Source organism: Photobacterium sp. SKA34, assembly GCF_000153325.1.
Lineage (GTDB): Bacteria > Pseudomonadota > Gammaproteobacteria > Enterobacterales > Vibrionaceae > Photobacterium.
Genome location: NZ_CH724142.1, coordinates 62,927 through 86,983, shown reverse-complemented (window position 1 = coordinate 86,983; position 24,057 = coordinate 62,927). Strand labels below are relative to the sequence as shown.

The window sequence follows — 24,057 nt, the reverse complement described above, 5'->3', positions numbered from 1 at the left end:
TATCAATGCGTTACAAAAGATTATTGATCATATGAGTCTGGTTCTCGGGAAAAAATCATAACACCCAACTGACCATTTACTTGATATGAAAGCGCTAATTTACCTGCGAAATAAGTAAATTGACTCACCCCAACTAATTGCTCTAAATATCGTTGTTGTTGCTCTGCGGCGAAAGGATTATTGCACTGTTTTTCTGTCACCGATGAATGCTGCTTTAATACATTAATAAAGCCCGGACGCGGCTCTGATTTAACGCTAATCGTATAATTATTACAGGCGACTGAACCGGTAAAATGTCCATTAATATAACGTAATCGAATATCGTTCTCGGCACTCACCGGATCGCCATAACGCCAGCTTTCTAGTTTCCATTCAGTATTAGATAAAATATTTGGCGTTAAACGAACAATTTTCCGTGTGCTCGGCTCTTCTATTAATTGATTATTACTATCTAGATGCCAGACATGTTGAACAACATCACCAGGGCAACAAGCTGAATCGTTTTTACTCGGCTGAATAACATCTAAAATAATTTTCTTATTCATTATTTTTAGATCTTTAACTCGGAAACGATCGCCGACAAATTGCGTCGCAATATTTTTTAAATGACCACTTTCATTATCAACAACAGCTATATACAAATATTGCCCAATTCCGCCAGGTGAGTAATTTAATAAAACCACGGCCATCTTTTCATTACTTTCCGTCAGTGAACCCACGGCTTTGATATCATCAATAAATATTACTTGTGGCATGACTGAACCACCAGGTTGATAAGGCTCACCAGCCCATAAACCATGCTGTAATTTAATGGGCGTACCAATATCTTCTATGCCGTTATAGCGAGCATCTTTTAAATCATGAAAACTGTAGGTTGCTACTGGTGCAAGAATGGTGTCATTAATCGCAGTCAGGTTATCTAAGCGAGAGTCATAAGCTGATACTAAGCAACGTTGAACATCAATTTGATCTAAGCAACTGGCCCTTGATTCTAACCAGTTTTTCTGTGTTTCTTTTATCACAGAAGCTTCGCTGACCATCGACTGAGTGAGCACCTGCTGATATATCTCTGACATCTGCTTATGTAACAGCGCTAATTTAGGATCTTTACAAATTAACTGAACAATATTAGAGGTCACGGAATGACAGTATGAGCCATCATTATTTGCAGCCATCAGCGTTGTACTGAATGTCGCGATAGCTCCTACAAATAAGAGCACAAAACATCTCATCTTCATTCCTTTATTTTCCACTTACTGCAATCATATAAACAGTTATTGGAATAATTCGACCAACGTTTTATTATTTAGTTCCCACACACCCTATAAGTTATTGAATAAGTAATAATGACAAAACGTTTTATCATATAGTCAAACAATCCATTCATATGACTTTTATTAAAATAGATAGATATGTATTCTCTTTTCTTCATTTTCACTTACTTTTTTACCAACAACATCTATTTTTACAGCAATAATTCATCATTTAATTAATCACCATCAATTATGTTACAAATAATTTTCGTTAGAATGTTGCCTCGTTTGCCTTGATGGCAGATTAAACAGGTTCTATATGCGCTCTTTAACTCAAATTTTTATTACATGCCTTTTTGTGATTAGTACGCCGTGTTTAACGGTAGCAAATACTGTCACACCTCCGATTCAAACCTTTGAGCAACTTGCTCAAGTTCAACAGACAAAACAAGCAATACAAATTATTGATTGTCGAGACAGCAATGGCTTCAACGGTTGGCCAAAGGGAGATACAACCCGAGGTGGTCATATTCCTAATGCCGTCAATATTGATAGCCAATGGCTCACTCTTTTAACACCGCTCCAGCTAGCAAGCTTACTTAAAAGTCGTCAGCTATCTCCGAAAATAGCAACTGTCCTTTATGGTGATAAAACCTCAACGACGCCAATGAGTGAAGCACTCAAACAACAAGGCTTTAGCGCTATATCTACAATTAATCAGCCCGTTACTGATTATGTTGGCAAACTTAAAACACTTAAAAACTTTACACACTTAGTATCTGCAAAATGGTTAGATCAACTAATCAATCACCAGCAACCATTGTATGCACCACAGCACGGTTATAAAATTGTTGAAGTTGAATGGGGCCCACCGTCTACTTATTTACTTTCACATATCCCCAGCTCGCTGTATGTCAATACCAATGATATTGAAAGCAAGCCTTGGTGGAATAAAGTCAGTGATAATGATCTTAAAAAAGTCATTACTGATTTAGGTATTCGTTATAACACCACTGTCATTGTTTATGCTCGTAATAATATATCAGCAGCACGCTTTGCTAACTTTCTAATGTATGCTGGGGTTGAAGATGTACGACTACTCAATGGCGGCTGGAATGCATGGGAAAACGCGCATTACCCTACCCAAGCTTTCATTAATGAAAACCACGACGATGTGAGTTTCGGCAAAACGATTCCAGCAAACCCTCAATACCTGACGGATCTCCAGCAAGCAAAAACAATGCTACAACACCCCAAAAATACCCATTCACTCGTGAGTATTCGGTCCTGGCAAGAGTATATTGGACAAACAAGTGGCTATGATTACATCAAGCCTAAAGGTCGTATCGAAGGGGCTAAATGGGGGCACGCTGGTAGTGACTCTTACCATATGCAAGATTTTAATAACCCAGATGGCACAATGAAAAGTGGTTACCTCATCGCGAAACAATGGGCGAAATGGAATATTAAACCAAACCAACAAGTCGCCTTTTTCTGTGGTACTGGTTGGCGAGCATCTGAGGCATTTTTCTATGCTTATGTTATGGGATGGAAAGATATCAGCGTCTTTGATGGGGGGTGGTATCAATGGAGCGCAGATAAAAACAATTCTATAGCAGAAGGCGTCCCTAAATAGCATTGTTAAAGCTCTGCCATAAAACGGTAGCCCTTGGCTGCCGTTTTACTTTTTCAAGCTTTAATTGCCTACACAAGGGTGTGCTATTTTATTTAAATAACAATGAGCTAACATTCCTCTGACCAAAAAATGACCATACACTAACAGCCATTGCGTTGAATGAAACCTAACCAACTATTAGTCTTACAAATATTAAACAATATCTAAGTTGTGGAGGCCATATGTCAACATTTACTATCGCTCCCGTATATTTAGTAAATAATAACGCGAAAAAAATGCGTTATGCGCAAGCCGAAATACCGCAGACTCAACCTAAAGTTAACCAAGAAAACTCAGAGAATAAAAACTCTACTATTACGACTTTCAGTGGTTATGATAACCATGGAGAGATACAGCCTAAAGCGCCAACTAAAGGCTGTAAGATTAATATTAACGTTTAACACAAATCTCTGAACGCAAAGGGACTTGCTCGATCTGCGACATCACCTTACTTGGATTATCCAGATACGCTTTACTTATCGAAGACACGCCCAGCTTAAGCTTCAGGTAATTGGTGTAATCATTAAACTTATATTGGCTATAAGCTTTGGGATACATACGACTACAACTGTCATACCACTCAACATAACGTTTAAAGAAGAGTGTTGCTTGCTGTGCTGACATCTTCGACATCATTACTGCCATATCTTTAGATAATTGAAAATGCTGATAATCTATTGGCGAATTCCAAAAACCGCCCCAATATAAAAAGCCATTACGCGCAAAAATATCTACGACTGTTTCAGCCATACCTTTTCTATCTGGTTTACCATAACGATAGGTTTCACGGTTAGCATATTTTGTTCCTTCTACAGGGCTATATTTTGCCTGACCTGCGCGTGCAAAAGTCACAAATGGATTTTGCACCGGATTTAAATCAATCGCCGCCCCATAGGCATGAAGCGATAAACTAGTGGTCCCTTCTACTGGGCGATAGTTAAAAGCAGAAGTGTTGTTATCTGTCATAGATATCGTGTCATCACCACGATATTTTTCAATCGGAACCGCTTTATGGATTGGAAAATCTTGTTGATATAATTCATCAAAAATTTTTCCCACAAAAGGCGCTGTAGCATCCATCACAATAATTTGACCATTAGTGTGAATACGATTAGAAAAATCACGATATTTAAATGTCACTTTTTTCAATCGTTGGCACTGTACTGGTGCCGAGCTAGACATCACGCCAACTTTTGACATTGCCTGACATTCAGCTGTTGTTAGCGGTGAAACAGTTGCAGCCAACACACTTTTACTAAAACAGCTAAAACTAATTATTAGACCTAGCGTAATAAATTGTTTATTCATCATCCCTTCTCATTAATCAGGCAAGAAAAAGACGGGTCATTGCGCGCCTTGTTTATAGTAATGTTTTATATTAAAAACTAATTGGCTTACGACCAGTCGCTGTATCTGGCTTTACATCAGCAGCTTTGTTGGCTGCTTTTTTCGTAACAGAACGATTACCTGCAACATTCGGTTTGTTAGCACTCTTTTTCTTATCGGTAGCTTTATTGGCTTTTTTTGGCGTCGCTTTCGGAGATGCTGTTAATTTTGACTCTGCAACACGAGTCACTTTTTCTTGTACTGGTTGGTCACACAGCACAACGTAAAACTCACCATTAAACTCAATAACATCACCGTCATATATCTTGCAGCGCTTACGCAATTCAAGCTCGCCGTTTACTGCAACATAACCTTCAGAAATGGCATATTTCGCTTCACCACCACCACTTACCAGATTGGCTATCTTTAACACTTTATATAATTCGATAGGTTGAGTTGAAACTTCAACACCAATTGCTTCAACTTCAATTTCTTCAGACATGTCGATAACTCAAATAAGATAATAAAAAGGAATATATTTCTAATTCTACCCCACATTACAATATGAAGGAAAAAAATGAGCTCGTAGAATAGTATTTCGTAAAAAATTAATAAAAATCATTGATAGTAAACAGCTAAATATTCGTAAAGCCTGACATAAAATATATGATTCTCATCCCAAAAAACATGACAAAAATATAACGTTAGCAACTTACAATTCCTAAAAACCTGAACTAACCTTGTTTTTTATAGCTTGATTTGCTGTGTAAATGGGCAACAAGCCCAACAGCTAGAGTAAAAAGCAAGCGAATAACGATTTTATTACGCATAGCTATGTTCTGGTTGATATAAGTAGTGCTATAATCCGCGACCTCACATGTGACCGTAATTGTTGATAGAGAAAAACAATGACAGATTTATCTAAATACAGAAACATTGGTATTTTCGCCCACGTTGATGCGGGTAAAACTACTACTACCGAGCGTATCCTAAAGCTTACTGGTAAAATCCATAAAACTGGTGAGGTTCACGATGGTGAATCTACTACTGACTTCATGGAACAGGAAGCTGAGCGCGGTATTACTATCCAGTCTGCAGCTGTAAGTTGTTTCTGGAAAGATCACCGTTTCAACGTTATCGATACTCCGGGACACGTTGACTTCACAGTTGAAGTTTACCGTTCACTTAAAGTACTTGATGGCGGTATCGGTGTATTCTGTGGTTCAGGTGGTGTTGAACCTCAGTCTGAAACAAACTGGCGTTACGCTAACGAATCTGAAGTTGCACGTATCATCTTCGTTAACAAACTAGACCGTATGGGCGCAGACTTCTTCCGTGTTACGGATCAAGTTAAAAACGTTCTTGGCGCAACTCCTCTAATCATGACACTTCCAATCGGTCGTGAAGATGATTTCGTTGGTGTTGTTGACGTTCTAAACCGTCAAGCATACGTTTGGGATGACACTGGTCTTCCAGAAAACTACGAAATCACAGATGTTCCTGCGGACATGGTTGATGATCTTGAAGCTTACCGTGAAGAAATGATCGAAACTGCTGTAGAGCAAGATGACGATCTAATGGAAGCTTACATGGAAGGTGAAGAGCCTTCTATCGAAGACATCAAGCGTTGTATCCGTAAAGGTACTCGTGATTGTGCCTTCTTCCCAACGTTCTGTGGTTCAGCATTCAAAAACAAGGGTATGCAACTTATTCTTGACGCAGTTGTAGATTACCTACCTTCTCCAACAGAAGTAGATCCACAGCCGCTAACTGATCCAGAAACTTGTGAGCCAACTGGTGAAGTGGCAACTGTTTCTGTTGACGAACCATTCAAAGCGCTAGCATTCAAAATCATGGATGACCGTTTTGGTGCACTAACTTTCGTTCGTATTTACTCTGGTAAACTGAACAAAGGTGATACAGTTCTTAACAGTGCTACTGGTAAAACTGAACGTATCGGCCGTATGGTTGAGATGCAAGCTGATGAGCGTAATGAGCTAACTTCTGCGCAAGCTGGTGACATCATCGCTATCGTTGGTATGAAGAACGTTCAAACTGGTCACACTCTTTGTGATGTTAAGCACGAGTGTACTCTTGAGCCAATGATCTTCCCAACACCAGTAATCTCAATCGCAGTTACGCCTAAAGATAAGGGCGGCTCTGAGAAAATGGGTATCGCGATCGGTAAAATGGTTGCAGAAGATCCATCTTTCCAAGTTGAAACTGACGAAGAAACTGGCGAAACAATCCTTAAAGGTATGGGTGAACTTCACCTAGACATTAAGGTTGATATCCTTAAGCGTACATACGGTGTAGACCTAATCGTTGGTCAACCTCAAGTTGCTTACCGTGAAACTATCACTCAGCCTGTTGAAGATAGCTACACGCACAAGAAGCAGTCTGGTGGTTCTGGTCAGTTCGGTAAGATCGACTACATCATGAAGCCAGGTGAAGTTGCTTCTGGCTTTAAGTTCACATCATCAGTAATTGGTGGTAACGTTCCTAAAGAATTCTGGCCTGCAATCGAGAAAGGCTTTAAAGGCATGATGGATACTGGTGTTCTTGCTGGTTTCCCTGTTCTTGACGTTGAAATTGAACTTCTTGATGGTGCATTCCACGCAGTCGATTCATCTGCAGTAGCATTTGAAATCGCAGCAAAAGGCGCATTCCGTCAATCTATGCCAAAAGCGGGCGCTCAACTGCTTGAACCTATCATGCACGTTGACGTATTTACTCCAGAAGATCACGTTGGTGATGTTATTGGTGACCTTAACCGTCGCCGTGGCATGATCAAAGATCAAGAAGCTGGCGTAACAGGTTCTCGTATTAAAGCTGACGTACCACTTTCAGAGATGTTTGGTTACATCGGTTCACTACGTACAATGACTTCTGGTCGTGGTCAGTTCTCTATGGAGTTCTCACACTACGCACCATGTCCTGCAAACGTTGCTGAAAAAGTAATCGCTGAGCAGAAAGAAAAGAACGCTAAGAAGTAATTTTTAATTACTCTAAGTAATCTTTTTAACCCCGAGGACTTTGTTCTCGGGGTTATTTTTATCAAGTAAAAATCATTTCACATCACCATCCCCCTTCTATCCATATCATCTTTTCTAGTCTTTCACGTAGTTTATCTTGCACGCATATCTCTAACCCTATTGATAACAACCACAATTAATGATGTATGAAAAACAGCTCGATAATAACGTTGATCGAATTGGAATCATTACTGTTATTCTCGTTAGTATCGCTGTGAACATGGTAAACATGTAACGCTGCCACCTCAACTGAAGTCGATATCGTTTCAAGTAAGTGCTAAATAGTACTGTTCATTTTATAGGCATTAAAAAAGGGCACTATGTGCCCCTTTCCTATATTAATGGCTTTGCTTATGCACTGATAAACGTGGTTTCTAATATCGCGACAGATTGGTCAAACACTCTTTGTAGCGAACTCAGATCTAAGCTATTAATCGAACCTTCTTTAGCATTTTTTTCAAATTCAGAGCAAATCTGATGAAGCTGCATTAACCCCATGGTTCCAGCAGCGCCTTTTAATGTATGCGCTTGTTTAGCCACTTCTGATAAATTCTCATCATCAATAGCCTGATGTAACTTTGTTAATGTTAAGCTCGACGATTCTCCAAATAAGTAAATAAGCTGTTTCACTTGCGTTTCGCCCAATATTTGGAGATCACTGCCTAATACTGACTCTTTTAATAGTGGAATCGTATTCTCTGTTTGCTGAACTTCCACGCTCTCTTCTCCAATACCTTTTTCGATAATCACGCGTTTCTCACCTTTTAAGATACTGCTCATCGTATCAATCAACTGCTTTTCAACTAATGGTTTAGGTAAGAACCCTGCAAAACCAGCATTTAAATATAATTCAACTTCTTCACGAAAAACATGAGCAGAAAACGCCACCATAGGCGTCGGCTCTTCCCATACTTCATGGTTATTATCTTCTAAGCGGCGTAAACGACTGAGTAGCTGAACATCATCAGTATCGGGTAAGTTAATATCTAGTAACGCGATATCAAAACGTTGGTTTTTGTATATTTCTTCAGCCTCAGCACCATCAGAAGCCGTGACAACAGTGTGTCCTAAACGAGTTAAGAAGCCTTCAGCAACCATACTGTTAACTGGATTATCTTCTACCAACAAAATATGAGCAGAGCGCATAATCACTCTTTTATCATCGGTTTCTAAACTACCTTCGCCATGTTCTAGAGGTAATGCAAACCAAAAACAACTCCCTTCACCAACAACTGATTCTAAACCAATTTCTCCATCCATTGCCGCGACAATATGTTTGCTAATTGCTAAACCTAGACCTGTACCTTCAATTGATTTTCGCCCCGCGGCAGCTTGCTGGAAAGCACTAAATAAAAGGCTTTGCGCTTCTTCATCAATACCAATACCCGTATCTTTTACAGAGAACAGTAATTCATCTGGCATATCTGGATGAGGTTCTACAAAAATAGAGACCTTACCCGTATCTGTAAACTTAATCGCATTACCGACGAGATTGACCAGCACTTGGCGTATACGGCTCTCGTCGCCAAACCACACTCCTTCAACTTGTGGTGAAATATGGCACTCAAGACCAATACGCTTTGCAAGCGAACGTCCTTCCAACATATTGGACACATCAGTAACCATCCGAACGACGGAAAAGTTACTTGACCTTATATCTAAATGCCCAGCTTCAATTTTCGAGTAATCAAGAATGTCATTTAAAATATCAAGTAAAGTTTCACCACTGCGATTTATCACATCGAGATAGCGTTTCTGTTGTGATGTTAATTGTGTATCTGCTAATAATGATGCCGTGCCTAAGACACCATTCATTGGTGTTCGGATCTCATGACTCATGGTTGCAAGGAATGAAGACTTCGCGCGGTTTGCTTTTTCTGCTTCATCACGCGCTTTATAATGGTTATAAACTTCTTCATTCAAGCGGCGGTTTATTTTCTCAAGCTCGCCAGTACGTTTTGCGACTAATCGTTCAAGGCTAGCTTTGTGTTCTTGTAATTCCTGCCTAGCTTTTGACTCAGCTTGCGCTAAACGATATCGCTCATTAGCGGTTTCACGAGCCACTAAAATCGCACGGCCCATTTGCGCTAATTCATCATCCCCTTTAACGTTAATTCTGACCCCTAAATCACCTCGGGTTAAAGCCGATAATGCGCGACTATATTCATTAATACGGCAAATCACTCGTGCATAAACAAATCGCCACATAATGAGCACTAACGCTAATAAACCAATCGCAGAGATCACAATTAACGTATTCCGGGCAAGTGTTAAAGTATGATCAACACGTTTAACCGCTTGCTGTGTATTCACATTTGCAAAATCAATAATGTCATCAACGGTATTATTTAACTGCTGGAATAACACCAAATTTTGTTGATCAAGGCGCTCGACATCTTGCTTTGCATAAATAAGTTGCTCAATAATCCCAAACAATAAACGCCCACGATTAAGCTGAGAAGTGAGTCCAACTAATTGTTCTGAACGACTAGGATCTTCTACGGATTTAACTCGCTGACTCATAATACCTACCGCGTCGTTATAGCGTTTTTTAAGTGCCACGAGCGATTTAATATCAACAATACGATTAGAATCATCTAGCATATTTATCACTTGTAACGATAAAAAACGCAGTTCAAATAAACGTTCAGATAGGTCCATATCTACTTCAACGAGACTATCTAATGCTTTATAGACAGCTGGCTTATTTCCATCTGCCACTAAATCATAAATGCGAGATACATTCGCTATCGCAATGGTATTGGCATTTGAAACCTGAGATTGGGATAAATTATCAATTTGATGTGTGGCTTTCGTCATCTCAGTGGTTAGCTTATCTAACTGACTTTGAAGATCAATCTGACGCCCTACCAGTAAACCTAATAATGCTAAATTATCAACAATACGCTTTACATCTTCTCCTAATTTCAACATTAACGGTTGATCAAAAGAAAATTGCTCCAGTGAATGCAAACTTCGATTCAATGCTTCGATATGAATGGTTAACGCACGTCCTTGTCGCATACGTTCAGATTCGGCTTTAGATTTTGCCAATACTTGTGCATTAAAAATAATACGAGAACTTAAATCTGATAACTGACGCGCTTCTGCTAATGCAGGCACGGCAGAATTAATTACCGTACGCTCAGTTTTAGCCACTAATGAAAAACCTGCAACACCAATCATTACTGCAATAATCATCAAGCCTGCCATTGCAGAAAAGGCTATTAACAATTTCGTTCCGATACCTTTTAGGGTAAACGTCATAAATAATCTCTACATCTAAATGTTTGCAACCCAGATATACCGAAGTGACTTCAAGCAGCAAAAGTAGCGTGTTATCACTCAATTAAACATCTAAAGGTTACTTGGGTATATAATACCGTATATCTGTCGTTGCTCAGTTATGCTCGCTATCTCATAGAGAAAAATAAAGCGGTACTATTTTGCCAGCGATAAAGCTTTAAACCTAAAATAATGTTGGTAGAAATGCGCATTTTTTATTTTGTTTTGTTTTTATTTTCCATCCAAGTTGCTTCTGCACAAGAAGTGATATCCTATCAGCCCCCTTTTCAGGCTGATAAAAAAGCAACTGAAATCGAATATAATTTTTTAACCTCCGTCACTAAGCCATGGAAAGTCTGTGCAGTTTACCCGCATTTAAAAGATTCATATTGGTTATCGATCAACTATGGAATGGTTAAACAAGCAAAAAAATTAGGCATTACACTAAAAGTGATGGAAGCTGGCGGTTATCCCAATTTAGATAAGCAAACATTGCAGTTACAAAAATGCCATCAATGGGGCGCAGATGCGATTATTCTAGGCACGGTAGATGACGAAGCCTATAACGGAATACTTTCTAAACTCATCGGTAATACGCCTGTATTTTTGATGACTAATAATATTGATTTTACCGATCCTGATATTCGACAACATGTGAAGGCCAAAGTAGGCGTAAATTGGTACGACATGGGGAAAGCTACAGGAGAATACCTCGCTAAACGTCATCCAAAAGGTTCAGGTGTAGTAAAGGTCGCTTGGCTACCAGGCCCTCAACTTCAAGGTGGAACCAAACCTGTTTCTCGTGGGTTTAAAGACGCAATTAAAAACAGTGATGTAGAAATTGTGACAACCTTATGGGCCGATAATAGTAAAGAATTACAACGTAATTTAATTCAACAAGTCCTCGCATCAAATGAAGATATTAGCTACATTGTTGGTGGTGCTGTGGCTGCAGAAGTGGCAATTAGTGAGCTACGTACTCACGATATTCACAATATAAAAATTGTATCAACCTATCTCAGTCATGGTGTTTACCGTGGTTTAAGACGTCATCGCATTTTATTTTCCCCTACTGATAAAATGGCAGAACAAGCCATGTTATCTATCGACCAAGCTGTTCGTTATCTTGAACATAAACCAGTCGTACTCGATGTTGCACCTTCAATTGTCAATCTCACACCAGAATATTTACCTAAAAAAGTGATTGCAGAGTCGTTATCACCGGCTGAGTTTCGCCCTTCTTTTTATGTTAAAGACCAGCACGTAAAACACTAATTCTTTTTCCTGCGTCATAGGTTATTTGACGCAGGACACTTTGTTCTAAAATATAATTTTTTGTGTCACCGCTAAAATTTAGATTATTGTGTTTTACTCATTTATAAGGTTCTGATATCTATTAATTTCATAATTACTATTATAACGTCTTAGCAAGGAAATATGATGCACAGAACAACCCGCACAATGGCATCGTCTAAACATATCGCCCTCGTTGCACACGATAACTGTAAAGTTGATCTACTTCGCTGGGTTAAAGAACATAAAGATAAACTGAGATCTCACGAGCTTTACGCAACAGGTACCACAGGACATCTCCTCTCAAAAGAAATAGGCTTACCGATCACTTGCTTAATTAGTGGTCCAATGGGGGGAGACCAACAATTAGGCGCTCTGATTTCAGAAGGTAAAATCGATATGATGATTTTCTTTTGGGACCCACTCAATGCCGTTCCTCATGACCCAGATGTAAAAGCGTTACTCCGTATTTCAGCAGTATGGAACATCCCCGTTGCGACTAACCGTGCGAGCGCAAACTTCATGATCACCTCACCACTTCTCGATCAAGAAGTAAGTATTGAAGTTCCTGATTACGATGCTTACCTAGAAGAACGTATAAATTAGTCCTTTGTTACTTTTAGCCTTTTGCATTCATCGTGAAAGGCTAAAACAGCCTCACCTTTGCGAGAAAATAACAATTAATTGAAATTACTTCCGTTTTGGCACAATTACACCAACTAAATTATGAAAATACATGTAATGCGTTATATTGTTAAATAGATTATATGTAGTAGAGGAAGTTGCCAATGCAAGCGTGGATGTTAGAACAGCCAAATGGAATAAGTGCACTATCTCTCAAAGAAACCGATAAACCCGCTCCCACCGCAGACGAAGTTTGTATAAATGTCTCGGCTGTAGGGCTAAACCCCATGGATTACAAATTAACAGAATGGGGTTACGCAACATGGAATTATCCTCAAATAATCGGATTAGATGTTGCGGGAACGGTTGAAAGTATAGGCGAGAATGTAAAACAATTTTCAATCGGTGACAGAGTCATCTTCTTTGCCGATCCTCGAACTGCAGGTGGATTTGCCGAATATGCCTGCGTAAAAGCTTCCGCCGCAAGTCGTATTCCTATTACGTTATCTTTCACTGATGCCGCCGCCTTACCCTGTGCGGGATATAGTGCATGGATAGCCGTTCACGACAAATTACAAGTCCAGAAAGGTCAACGTATTGCTATCACTGGAGCCGGTGGCGGTGTCGGTGGATTTGCGGCGCAACTCGCCAAAAAAGCCGGGGCTACGGTTTATGCGATCGCTGAACGTCAACACCACCAACGCTTGTTAAGTTATGGACTTGATGCAGTACTTTCACCTGATCAAAATATTGCTCTCGAAATAATCAACCTAACTGAAGATCAAATGCTGCATGGTGTCATCGACTGTGTATCAGCACGTTCCGGTAGCCTTATGAGCGCACTAGTCCGTTATAATGGACATATTGTAATGGTCGCCGATCAGTTTACTCAAGTGCCGCTACTCGCGACAACTAAAGCATTAAGTATTCATGAAGTGGCATTACATGGCACCTATGCCCATGGAGCGCCAGAGCATATTGCTCATCTCGCAGATATTGGTAACAAACTCAGTGAACTTGTCGCTGATGGTGAGCTTAAAAGTATGGTAGAAAAAATCGTCCCATTTGCCAAACTTCCTGACGCACTAATTGGTATTCAAAATAAAAAGCATAGCGGTAAAGTGATTGTGTATGTTAATGCTTAGCTTTCAAATAGAACAAAAACGAAGGACTCCATATGAGTCCTTTTTTTATAACGATGACTCATCAATACTATCCACTTCATACCTTCATAGAAGATATAAATACGCGTAACGTCTTTCTTTTCATTTTTATTCATTAATTTATTCGTTTAAAAACTATGAGCCATTTAACAAAACAAATACATTTTATTTTAATAAATGCTCGAACGCTCATTTTTAATGTTTCTTTGTTTTCGAAGTGTGGAATATTGTAGAAGATATGCCGTGCTCCCAGTCAATAACCTTCGATGTGAATAATAAGGATAATTAAAATGACCATAACGAAACACCCCTCACTACTCGGCGAATGTATCGCTGAATTTATCGGCACAGGACTGTTAATCTTTTTTGGTGTCGGCTGTGTCGCTGCTTTAGTATTGACAGGCGCTAGTTACAGCCAATGGGAAGTCAGTATTATCTGGGGGTTAGGTGTTACTATTGCTATTTATTGCACCGCAGGCGTGTCTGGCGCACATATTAACCCGGCCGTTACTATCGCTCTTGCTGCATTTCACGGTTTTGATAAAAAGAAAGTCGCCCCCTACATTATTAGTCAACTTCTTGGGGCCTTCTGCTCTGCTGCGCTTATCTATGCTCTATATAGTAACCTATTTACCCAATATGAAATTACCCATCAATTTGTACGCAGCAGTAATGAAGCTTTGGCAACCGCAGGGATCTTCTCTACTTATCCTCATGCTGGGATTTCTTTTTTTGGTGCTTTTGCTGTTGAGTTTGTGATTACAGCAATATTGATGTTTGCCATCTTAGCACTGGGTGATGAAGATAATGGTGCATCACGTGGTGCTTTAAATCCACTACTCATCGGGATTTTAATTGCAGTAATTGGGAGTTCTTTAGGCCCTCTTACAGGTTTTGCAATGAATCCGGCCCGTGATTTTGGCCCTAAGTTGTTTGCCTATTTTGCCGGTTGGGATAAAGCACTGACAGGCGGTCTTGATATTCCTTACTTTATTGTGCCGATTTTTGCTCCCATTGCTGGCGCCTGTTTTGGTGGCTGGTTATACCCTAAAGTTGTTGCAGCGCATCTACCTCAACAAGGACAAGGTTGTACAATTCCAAATCAATGTGACAAAAACACAGAAGAAGAACTTCGCACGCAAGCTTAACCTCTACTTCCTAGTATAATTATAATAGTTTGAAACAAAGGACAAAAACATGAACGATCCAAAATACATCGTAGCGTTAGACCAAGGCACAACAAGTTCTCGTGCAGTTATTCTTGATCACGATGCCAATATCGTAAGTGTCGCACAAAGAGAATTTACCCAAATTTATCCTCAAGCGGGTTGGGTTGAACATGATCCACTAGAGATTTACGCCACCCAAAGTTCAACCTTAGTCGAAGTTCTAGGCCAATCAGGTATACGTAGCGATCAAATTGCAGCGATCGGTATTACAAACCAACGTGAAACGACCATTGTTTGGAATAAAGAAACAGGTAAGCCAGTTTATAACGCCATTGTATGGCAATGTCGTCGAACCGCAGAGATCTGTGAAGTGTTAAAACAACGTGGTTTAGAAGGGTATGTACGCGAGAATACAGGTCTTGTCCTTGACCCTTATTTCTCTGGTACCAAAGTAAAATGGATTTTAGATAATGTTGATGGCGCACGAGAAGATGCTGAAGCAGGTAAATTACTGTTTGGTACTGTTGATACTTGGCTAGTATGGAAAATGACTCAAGGCCGCGTTCACGTAACAGATTACACCAACGCCTCTCGTACCATGTTATTTAATATCAACACCCTTGAATGGGATCAAAAACTGCTCGATGAGTTAGGTATTCCTGCCTCTATGATGCCAGAAGTAAAACGCTCATCGGAAGTCTACGGCAAAACCAATATTGGTGGTAAAGGTGGTACACGTATTCCAATTGCGGGCATTGCAGGCGATCAACAAGCCGCTTTATACGGTCAAATGTGTGTCGAGCCAGGGCAAGCTAAAAACACCTACGGAACAGGCTGTTTCTTGTTAATGAACACAGGACAAGAAAAAGTATCATCAACTCATGGTCTACTCACTACATTAGCCTGTGGCCCATCTGGTGAAGCGTCCTATGCACTTGAAGGTGCAGTATTTATGGGTGGCGCATCTATTCAGTGGCTACGTGATGAAATGAAGTTATTAGCTGACGCCAAAGACTCCGAATATTTTGCCACCAAGGTTGATACTTCAAACGGTGTTTATGTCGTGCCAGCCTTTACGGGTCTAGGTGCGCCATATTGGGATGCTTACGCACGCGGTACAATTGTTGGCTTAACCCGTGGTGTGAACTCGAACCATATTATTCGCGCGACGCTTGAAAGTATTGCTTATCAAACCCGTGATGTCATTGACGCCATGAAAGCTGATTCAGGTATTCAGCTTGCCGCATTGAAAGTTGATGGTGGCGCCGTTGCCAATAACTTCTTAATGCAATTTCAGTCTGATGTATTAGATACTGAAGTTCAGCGTCCAGAGGTCACCGAAGTCACCGCATTAGGTGCCGCTTATCTTGCTGGCTTAGCTGTCGGATTCTGGAATAATATTGATGAGCTTAAAGATAAAGCCGTACTTAACCGCACTTTCAGTCCCCACGCTTGTGATGATAAGCGTGAGCGACGCTATAAAGGTTGGAAACGCGCAGTAAAATGCGCGCAAACATGGGCAGAAATGCATGATTGCGAAGATTAATTATTCATCAAACGAATAAAAGAGAAAAAGAGCGTGCTTTGCAACGCTCTTTTTTATTTGAATACAGATAAGAGAATTGAATCACTTCTATGAAAAGGAAAATTAAAGCACAATAGATATCATTATATTTAAATGTATATCTGGCAATGCCAAATAAGACAGGGAACTTTTTAGTGAAACAAATACCAAGACACCAAGAAATTGTAGAGTTGGTGAAAAAGCAGGGCTATGTCAGTACCGAAGAGTTAGTCGAACGTTTTAACGTCAGCCCTCAAACGATTCGCCGCGACCTTAATGAACTCGCCGATGCCAATAAAATTCGTCGCTATCACGGTGGAGCAACAACGCCACTTAGCTCTGAAAATACCTCTTATATTACCCGTAAATCACTTAATTTCAGCGAAAAAGACTTAATTGCCGACAGACTTGTTAAACATATCCCTGATGGTGCATCGCTGTTTATTGATATTGGCACTACACCTGAAGCTGTCGCACGTGCGCTGTGTGTCCAACACAAACAACTACGTGTTGTGACCAACAACTTAAATGCTGCTACGATTTTGTTATCCAACCCAGAAATTAAAGTTATTCTCGCCGGTGGTGAAGTTCGTGATCATGACGGTGGCATTATTGGTGAAGCTACGCTCGATTTCATCCAGCAATTTCGCTTAGATTTTGGCATCTTAGGCATCAGTGGTATCGATAATGACGGCTCATTACTTGATTTTGATTATCATGAAGTACGCGTAAAACAAGCTATTATTGAAAATAGTCGCCGAGTCTTCCTTGCTGTAGATCACTCCAAATTTGGGCGTAATGCGATGGTCAAACTGGGCTGTATTTCGCAAGTGGATGCACTCTTTACCGATCAGCGACCACCTGAAAATATTCTTTCAATTATTAATGAACATCAGTTAAAAATTGAGGTGGTATCAGAGCATGATCATAATGACTAAAACATGCTAACAATCGCAAAACTAATTCAATATAAAAGCGTATTTTTTTATACAAATCACATAAACGAGCAAAAACGAACAATAAACGAAAACAATAAATGACCACAAACGAAACTTAAGTTATGCTTGAATTATGCTCTCTTATGTTCGTTTGCTCATTTTTAAGGTCGTTTTATGGATATCACTAAAAACAATAGCGCAACCCCTCTTCTCGATATCATCGTCATAGGTGGCGGTATTAATGGTGCTGGTATTGCAGCTGATGCGGCTGGTCGAGGCTTAAATGTTGCTTTATACGAAGCAAATGATTTCGCCTCTGCCACATCATCTGCAAGCTCAAAACTCATTCATGGTGGTCTGCGCTACCTTGAACATTATGAGTTTCGCCTTGTTTCCGAAGCACTTGCTGAACGTGAAGTGATTTTAAAAAAGGCGCCTCATGTTGCCGAGCCGATGCGATTCCGCCTTCCTCATCGCCCTTTTCTACGTCCAGCTTGGATGATCCGCTGTGGTCTCTTTCTTTATGATAATCTAGGCAAACGAACCACCTTACCTGCGAGTAAAAAAATTAATCTTGCGCAGTCAGGTTTACTTAAACCGGAAATGAAAGTTGGCTTTGAGTACTCTGATTGCTGGGTTGATGACGCGCGTTTAGTGCTATTAAACATTATGGCAATCGAAGAAAATGGTGGCGAAGTTGCTAACTACTGCAAAGTTGAAAATGCGGTAAGAGAAGGTGACATTTGGCGCGTTACCATGGTTGATCAACGTACAGGTGAGCACTTTGAGCGACGAACTAAAGCGCTTGTTAATGCGGCTGGACCTTGGGTTAAACAATTTTTTGATAACGGTTTAGAAACGCCGTCGCCCCGTAATATTCGTTTGATCAAAGGCTCTCACATTGTAGTGCCAAAAATTCATAATGAAGAGCAAGCCTATATTCTTCAGAATAAAGATAACCGAATTGTTTTTGTCATTCCCTACCTTGATGACTTTTCAATCATTGGCACCACAGATCTGGAATACAAGGGTGATCCTCGTCATGTGGCAATTGATGAGACTGAAATCGACTACCTCATTGATATTGTAAACCAACACTTTGTTGATCAACTTGGTCGAGAAGATGTTGTGTGGACGTTTAGTGGCGTACGCCCGCTGTGTGATGATGAATCAAATTCACCACAAGCAATCACACGAGATTACACATTAGAACTTGAGCAAGAGCTCGACCAAGCACCTTTGCTTTCAATTTTTGGCGGCAAATTAACGACCTACAGAAAGCTGTCAGAATCAGCTATGAAACACCTAGAACCTTTCTTCCCGCAAATGGGTAAGTCATGGACGGCCAATCAAGCCCTACCGGGTGGAAACTTTAGCTGTTCACGAAAACAACTCGCAGAAAGCTTACAAAGCCGTTACCCATGGCTAAGTGATAAACAAGCACTACGTTATGTAAAACAATTTGGAAGTTACTGCTATAAGATGCTGGCAGATGTAACTTGTATTGACGATATGGGCATTCAATTTGCTGATGCCGTTTACCAAAAAGAAATTGATTATGTTATCGCACATGAACATGTGAAAACGGTCGAAGACTTCTTGTGGCGCCGAACTAAATTAGGGTTATATCTAACCGATGAGCAGCAATTACAGGTCAAAGAGTATATCGATGCCAATGCTCCATCAAACAATATCGTTAGTTTTCATAAAGTCGGCTAATAACGATAAAAGCCCACAACTTACTTTTACAGAAATAAAAAAACCGACCTTTAATAGGTCGGTTTTTTAATAATCACATCATTACTTAATGCGTTTAATCTTATTATTTACAGGGTATTTATCTTCGATTAACTCATTGATAAAAGAAGATGTATTATGTGAGCCAGCACATACCCATACATGTTTACGCGCACGTGTTAACGCAACATAGAACAAACGGCGTTCTTCAGCATCAGTATAGTTTTCAGTACGTGGTTGCATCACAGCAGCTAAACCTGTTTCACGATCTGGAGACGGGAAAATACCTTTGTTAACATCAACAATAAATACATAATCAGCTTCACGCCCTTTACTCGCGTGGCATGTCATGTATACCAAGTTAAGTTGTGGCCACTGTGCTTTCCAGTCTTCAAACTTTGCTGGTTTCTGCTTATTGTTACGACCCAAGATCATCACGCTCGTTTCTTTATTATCATAAAGTTTGGCTAAACGGGTTAAATCTTGCAGCATTAAATCACTATCAAGCAAAGTTACCGCTTTCTTACTTTGTTTCGTAAAGCTGGTTAACTGCTTTTTAATTTGGCTTGGGTTTTGTTGAATAAACAAATTTGCCACTTCGCCAATCATGCTATTAAAGCGATACGTCGTTGATAGCTCAGTGATATGAGATGAACCAAAACGTCCTTCAAAGTCAGTCGTTAAGTTTACATCAGCTCCCGCAAAACGGTAAATAGCCTGCCAATCATCACCAACGGCAAATAAGGTTGGGGTCGACTTAGCTTCTATTTTCTGACCGCATAACGCTTCAATGAGCGCTAAACGTTGTGGCGAAATATCTTGGTATTCGTCCACCATAATAAAACGCCAAGGTGACAAGAACTTACCTTCTTTAACATATTGAGTTGCCACATCAATCATGCTGTTAAAGTCAATTTGTTTCTTTAATTTTAAGTACTGCTGATAAGCTTGATAGCAAGGCCATAATAACTCTAACTCACTCTTCATACGCGGACGCATCGCTGGGTTCTTGTTATTTTGAATTTCTTCTATTAGCGCTTCTTTCGACAATATCGATTGACCTAATAATTCAATATGGCGCCAAACCCAAGCTTGCAATTGCTCATTTTCAGCCTGTTGTTCCATCGTGTTTTCTTTGCTAAAACCCGGAACTCGCCATTGCGTAAGGTGACGTTGCCATTTGCTCGCTGACGATGATTTATTCCATTGTTCAATCAACATACGAGCAATCCATGCTGAACGAACACGTGCATCAATAGCGACACCTGCTACATTAGGCTTTTCTTTTTCAACTTCTGCGATGATTTGCGAACCTAAGCTATGGAAGGTAGCCACTTTAACGCGATCGCTGACTTTCTCACCCATACGCTCCGACATTTCTTCTGCCGCTTTTCGGCCAAAGGCCAACATCAAAATATCTTCAGGTACAGCCTGCTGACTCGCAATTAAGTAGCCTGCACGAGCCACCAAAACACTGGTTTTACCCGTACCTGCACCGGCAAGTACTAGGTTATGATCTTGGTTGATTAACGCAGCTTCTCGTTGAGAGTCATTTAATGCTGAACGCTCAAAGCTATCAAACCATGAGCCCCATTTTTCAGATTGCTGTTTAATCCAAGTCTTATTGTGTTCTTCAACCCAATCTTGATGTTCTTCTAGCCAAGGCGAAATTTTTTCAAAGCTACGAGGACGGAATGATGCCGCTAACTCTGGTGTTAAATCTGTATCAGCAAGCGATTGATGAAGAAAAGTATGTAACGATTCATGCTCAGAGCCACGTAAATAGCCCGGCTGTGATGAAAATTTGCCAATACGCTGTAAGATTTCAGGTAAAACAGCGTCTAATTTATCAACGCGATTTCTTGCCCAATCTTGATAAGTGCGGATAAGAAAAGCGGCAAACGGCTTACATTCGCTCCAAGGCAAACCATGAATAGTCCAGCAATATTGCTGATCAGAAGAGGTTAGCTCTAACGCTCCCCATAACACACCGCGATGTATTTCAATTGAGCCATCCCAATCGTCAAACGAGATCACTTCTGAGCCAACTTGGCTATCTAAAACCAATGAATTGTCATCTAAAGCGATACTGTAATAATCACCCTGCACTAACCATTGTGCTAACCAACTGGCATTTAATTGCATTATCTCACCAACTTTTCCATATTCTTATATGGGCGTAATATTGAACATAGCCGCGTAAAAAAACGTGCAGCTAAAATAGAAAAGGTCCAATCACCCTATGATCGGATATATACCCAAATTTCTTGGGTTTATATCGCTATAGAGTACCAATAACTCCTGTTATGCCATAGCGTTCTAGGACTTATTTGCTTATTAATTCCACTAGCAGAACAAACAAATGTATTTTTGGATTCTGCTTCAATAGTAAAGTTCAACCAATGAACAAAACTTGCTCGCTTTTATCAAACGAATGTTCTTTCATGAGATGTCGATGCAGTATCTATAACCAAACTCTGTTATCGTTAAGCCGATTTCTAAGCTAGATAACCCAATAATTTAAGTATTTATAGAACTTCCATTGGATCAAATTTACGACAAGGTTATTCTAGTCGTTCTCTGTAATTATTTATCAGAAGATTGTTAATATCTATATGCAAACTAACAAGTTACATCTAAATTTTCGCCGTTACTGGGTGAACGATAGAATAAACTACTCGATTCGTGTTCTCATTGCGTTAGTTGGCGTCGTACTACCTTGCTGGTATTACAATACAAATAACGAAGTAACACCCTTAGTACTGGGGGTTATTGCTGCTGCGCTAGCTGAAACTGATGACAATTTTATCGGTAGAATTAAAGCACTTTCGCTCACTTTACTTTGTTTTTTAATTGCATCTGTTTCGATTGAAGTCCTATTTCCTTATCCCCTCTTTTTTGCACTAGGACTGTTCACGTCAACATTTTGTTTCATCATGTTAGGTGCAATGGGATCACGCTACGCAAGTATTGCATTTGCTTCATTATTGCTGGCGGTTTACACCATGCTAGGTGCTGACCATAGTGTCGATTTATGGTCCCAACCTATGTTGTTACTTGGCGGTGCATTTTGGTATGGCTGTTTATCATTAACATGGCACATCCTTTGGCCTAACCAACCCGTACAACGTAGCCTTGCTAATGTGTTTAGCGAGTTTGCCGATTATTTAGATCATAAAAGCCAACTCTTTGAACCTGTTGCCGACTTAGTGCCACAACCTCTTCGTTTAGAAGCAGCAAGCCAAAACGCACGAGTTGTTAACGCTCTAAATTCAGCAAAAGCCACCCTGTTACATCGAGCAAGACGCGGGCAACCTAACACGACAGGCGATAAATTCTTAACGATTTATTTTATGGCACAAGATATTCACGAACGTGCCAGTTCTTCACATTATCGTTACCAAGATTTAGCTGCCAACTTTAACCGTAGTGATGTGCTATTTCGTTTCCAACGTTTATTACGTTCTCAAGCCGTTGCTTGCCGTGATATTTCAAATGCATTAGCAATGGGGAAATCGTACACCCACGATGGAAAGAGCATGAAAGCCTTAAATGAACTGCAGGATTCATTACAGTACCTTCATAGCCAAAATATACCAGAATGGAAAATGTTATTGATCCAACTCGATTTCCTATTCAACAACCTCGCAACGGTTGAACGTCAGTTAATGAACATTAATAACCCTGATGCAACCTATAACGAAGACAACGACGAGATCCAGTTATCAGATAACGAAGCACATGGCTTTAAAGAGTTAGGTAAACGCATCAGCGCTCAGTTCAATACTGACTCCATCCTTTTTCGTCACGCGATACGTATGGGAATAGCGTTAACTGTGGGCTATGGCTGTATTCAATCACTCGATCTTGAACGTGGTTATTGGATATTACTGACCACCCTTTTTGTCTGTCAGCCTAACTATAGTGCGACTCGCCAAAAACTACGACAACGTGTTATTGGCACTTTAGCCGGTATTCTAGCAGGCGTCCCGCTGCTTTATTTATTCCCAGGGCAAGAAGGTCAGCTCGTACTTATGGTTATTGCTGGTGTGCTTTTCTTTGCTTTTAGAATGGTTAAATACGGCTGGGCAACGGCCTTTATTACCTTACTCGTCTTGTTCTGTTTTAACCAATTAGGTGAAGGGTACGCGGTTATTCTTCCGCGTTTAGGCGACACCTTAATGGGCTGTTTATTAGCCGTTTTAGCCGTAACCTTTATTTTACCTGACTGGGAGTCTAAACGATTACATAAAGCTATGTCAGGTGCTATTAATGCTAATAAAGATTACTTAGCACAAATTATTGGGCAGTACCGAATCGGTAAAAAAGACAGTTTAAGCTATCGTATCGCCCGTCGTGACGCCCACAATACCGATGCCCATTTAAATACGGCGATCAGTAATATGCTGGCAGAGCCTGAGCGTTACCAGATTGATGCTAATGAAAGCTTCCGCTTCTTAACCTTAAACCATGCCTTGCTCAGTTATATCTCAGCACTAGGTGCACACCGAACACAGCTCGATGATGATAAAACCCATCAGTTAGTGTCTGAAGCGCACCGTATTATTCACGCGCACTTAGAATGTTTAGCGGCTCAACTGGCTGGTAAAACATATCAAAAGGCACCAGCATTAGATCTCGATTTGGATCATCGACTAGGGCAGTGGCGTGATGAAGACTGTACCTCGGTAAGAATGGTGTTACAGCAACTTCACTTGATCCACCGTATGCTCCCTGAAATGCACAAACTGGCGGAGCAGCTCGCACCTAAAGAGAAAAAACAAGAAGTGCCCGCGTAATATTTCATATTGTGAAAAACACAGAATGACTGAATATCTACATTCAGTCCTTTTTTAATGTTTATTATTTATTCTACTCTCAAACCAGCATTAACATTTGTACACTCGCTTCATAAGAAATTCTATTAGACACTGGAATTCAATTTCGTGTTGATGAGGAAACAAAAGACTCAGCAATATAAATAAGTGTATTTTC

16 protein-coding genes are annotated in these 24,057 nt (G+C 40.2%); 11 read left to right on the top strand and 5 right to left on the bottom strand.

The annotated features are described in order from the left end of the window. Positions 1-20: 20 nt before the first annotated feature. Positions 21-1,232 (bottom strand): META domain-containing protein, encoded by a 1,212-nt coding sequence (locus SKA34_RS09320; RefSeq protein ID WP_006645270.1) that lies wholly within the window; start codon positions 1,230-1,232, stop codon positions 21-23. A gap of 340 nt (positions 1,233-1,572) precedes the next feature. On the opposite strand from SKA34_RS09320, the gene SKA34_RS09315 reads away from it, so the two are divergent. Both SKA34_RS09315 and SKA34_RS09310 read left to right on the top strand, forming a co-directional pair. Beyond that, complete coding sequence (locus tag SKA34_RS09315; protein ID WP_006645269.1) at positions 1,573-2,889, top strand: sulfurtransferase; 1,317 nt, start codon at positions 1,573-1,575, stop codon at positions 2,887-2,889. Positions 2,890-3,110: 221 nt separating this feature from the next. Next, entirely contained in the window at positions 3,111-3,329 is a 219-nt protein-coding gene (locus tag SKA34_RS09310) for a hypothetical protein (RefSeq protein ID WP_006645268.1), read from the top strand. On the opposite strand, the gene SKA34_RS09305 is transcribed toward SKA34_RS09310, so the two are convergent. Both SKA34_RS09305 and SKA34_RS09300 read right to left on the bottom strand, forming a co-directional pair. Next, positions 3,319-4,239 carry a M15 family metallopeptidase gene (locus tag SKA34_RS09305; protein ID WP_083784381.1) on the bottom strand — a complete coding sequence of 307 codons (921 nt, stop codon included), beginning with the start codon at positions 4,237-4,239 and terminating at the stop codon, positions 3,319-3,321. The genes SKA34_RS09310 and SKA34_RS09305 overlap by 11 nt on opposite strands. 67 nt (positions 4,240-4,306) lie before the next feature. Next, on the bottom strand, positions 4,307-4,756 hold the full coding sequence (locus SKA34_RS09300) for an RNA-binding S4 domain-containing protein (RefSeq protein ID WP_006645266.1): 450 nt from the start codon (positions 4,754-4,756) through the stop codon (positions 4,307-4,309). A gap of 406 nt (positions 4,757-5,162) precedes the next feature. Between SKA34_RS09300 and fusA the strand changes: the two genes are divergently transcribed. Then, positions 5,163-7,250 (top strand): elongation factor G, encoded by a 2,088-nt coding sequence (gene fusA / locus SKA34_RS09295; protein WP_006645265.1) that lies wholly within the window; start codon positions 5,163-5,165, stop codon positions 7,248-7,250. A gap of 390 nt (positions 7,251-7,640) precedes the next feature. On the opposite strand, the gene torS is transcribed toward fusA, so the two are convergent. Further along, positions 7,641-10,556, bottom strand: coding sequence for a TMAO reductase system sensor histidine kinase/response regulator TorS (gene torS / locus SKA34_RS09290; protein WP_006645264.1), 2,916 nt, complete (start codon positions 10,554-10,556; stop codon positions 7,641-7,643). 222 nt (positions 10,557-10,778) lie between these two features. Here torS and torT point away from each other — a divergent pair, with 222 nt between their 5' ends. From torT to glpD, 7 genes are all read left to right on the top strand, one after another. Then, positions 10,779-11,849 (top strand): TMAO reductase system periplasmic protein TorT, encoded by a 1,071-nt coding sequence (gene torT / locus SKA34_RS09285; protein ID WP_006645263.1) that lies wholly within the window; start codon positions 10,779-10,781, stop codon positions 11,847-11,849. Between the two features lie 165 nt (positions 11,850-12,014). Further along, a complete protein-coding gene (locus SKA34_RS09280; protein ID WP_006645262.1) occupies positions 12,015-12,473 on the top strand; it encodes a methylglyoxal synthase in 459 nt (152 codons plus the stop codon). 182 nt (positions 12,474-12,655) lie between these two features. Beyond that, a complete protein-coding gene (locus tag SKA34_RS09275; protein ID WP_006645261.1) occupies positions 12,656-13,636 on the top strand; it encodes a zinc-binding dehydrogenase in 981 nt (326 codons plus the stop codon). A gap of 308 nt (positions 13,637-13,944) precedes the next feature. Further along, entirely contained in the window at positions 13,945-14,802 is an 858-nt protein-coding gene (locus SKA34_RS09270; protein WP_006645259.1) for an MIP/aquaporin family protein, read from the top strand. A gap of 49 nt (positions 14,803-14,851) precedes the next feature. Then, a complete protein-coding gene (gene glpK / locus SKA34_RS09265) occupies positions 14,852-16,369 on the top strand; it encodes a glycerol kinase GlpK (RefSeq protein ID WP_006645258.1) in 1,518 nt (505 codons plus the stop codon). Between the two features lie 173 nt (positions 16,370-16,542). Further along, on the top strand, positions 16,543-17,325 hold the full coding sequence (locus SKA34_RS09260; RefSeq protein WP_006645257.1) for a DeoR/GlpR family transcriptional regulator: 783 nt from the start codon (positions 16,543-16,545) through the stop codon (positions 17,323-17,325). A gap of 174 nt (positions 17,326-17,499) precedes the next feature. Then, positions 17,500-19,044, top strand: a complete 1,545-nt coding sequence (gene glpD, locus SKA34_RS09255) for a glycerol-3-phosphate dehydrogenase (protein WP_006645256.1) — start codon at positions 17,500-17,502, stop codon at positions 19,042-19,044. An 81-nt stretch (positions 19,045-19,125) separates the two neighbouring features. Here the strand turns inward: glpD and helD are convergent, their stop codons facing one another. Then, a complete protein-coding gene (gene helD / locus SKA34_RS09250; RefSeq protein ID WP_006645255.1) occupies positions 19,126-21,207 on the bottom strand; it encodes a DNA helicase IV in 2,082 nt (693 codons plus the stop codon). Positions 21,208-21,677: 470 nt separating this feature from the next. On the opposite strand from helD, the gene yccS reads away from it, so the two are divergent. Beyond that, positions 21,678-23,861: a YccS family putative transporter gene (gene yccS / locus SKA34_RS09245; protein ID WP_006645254.1), complete on the top strand. Its 2,184-nt coding sequence runs from the start codon at positions 21,678-21,680 to the stop codon at positions 23,859-23,861. Positions 23,862-24,057 lie beyond the last annotated feature (196 nt).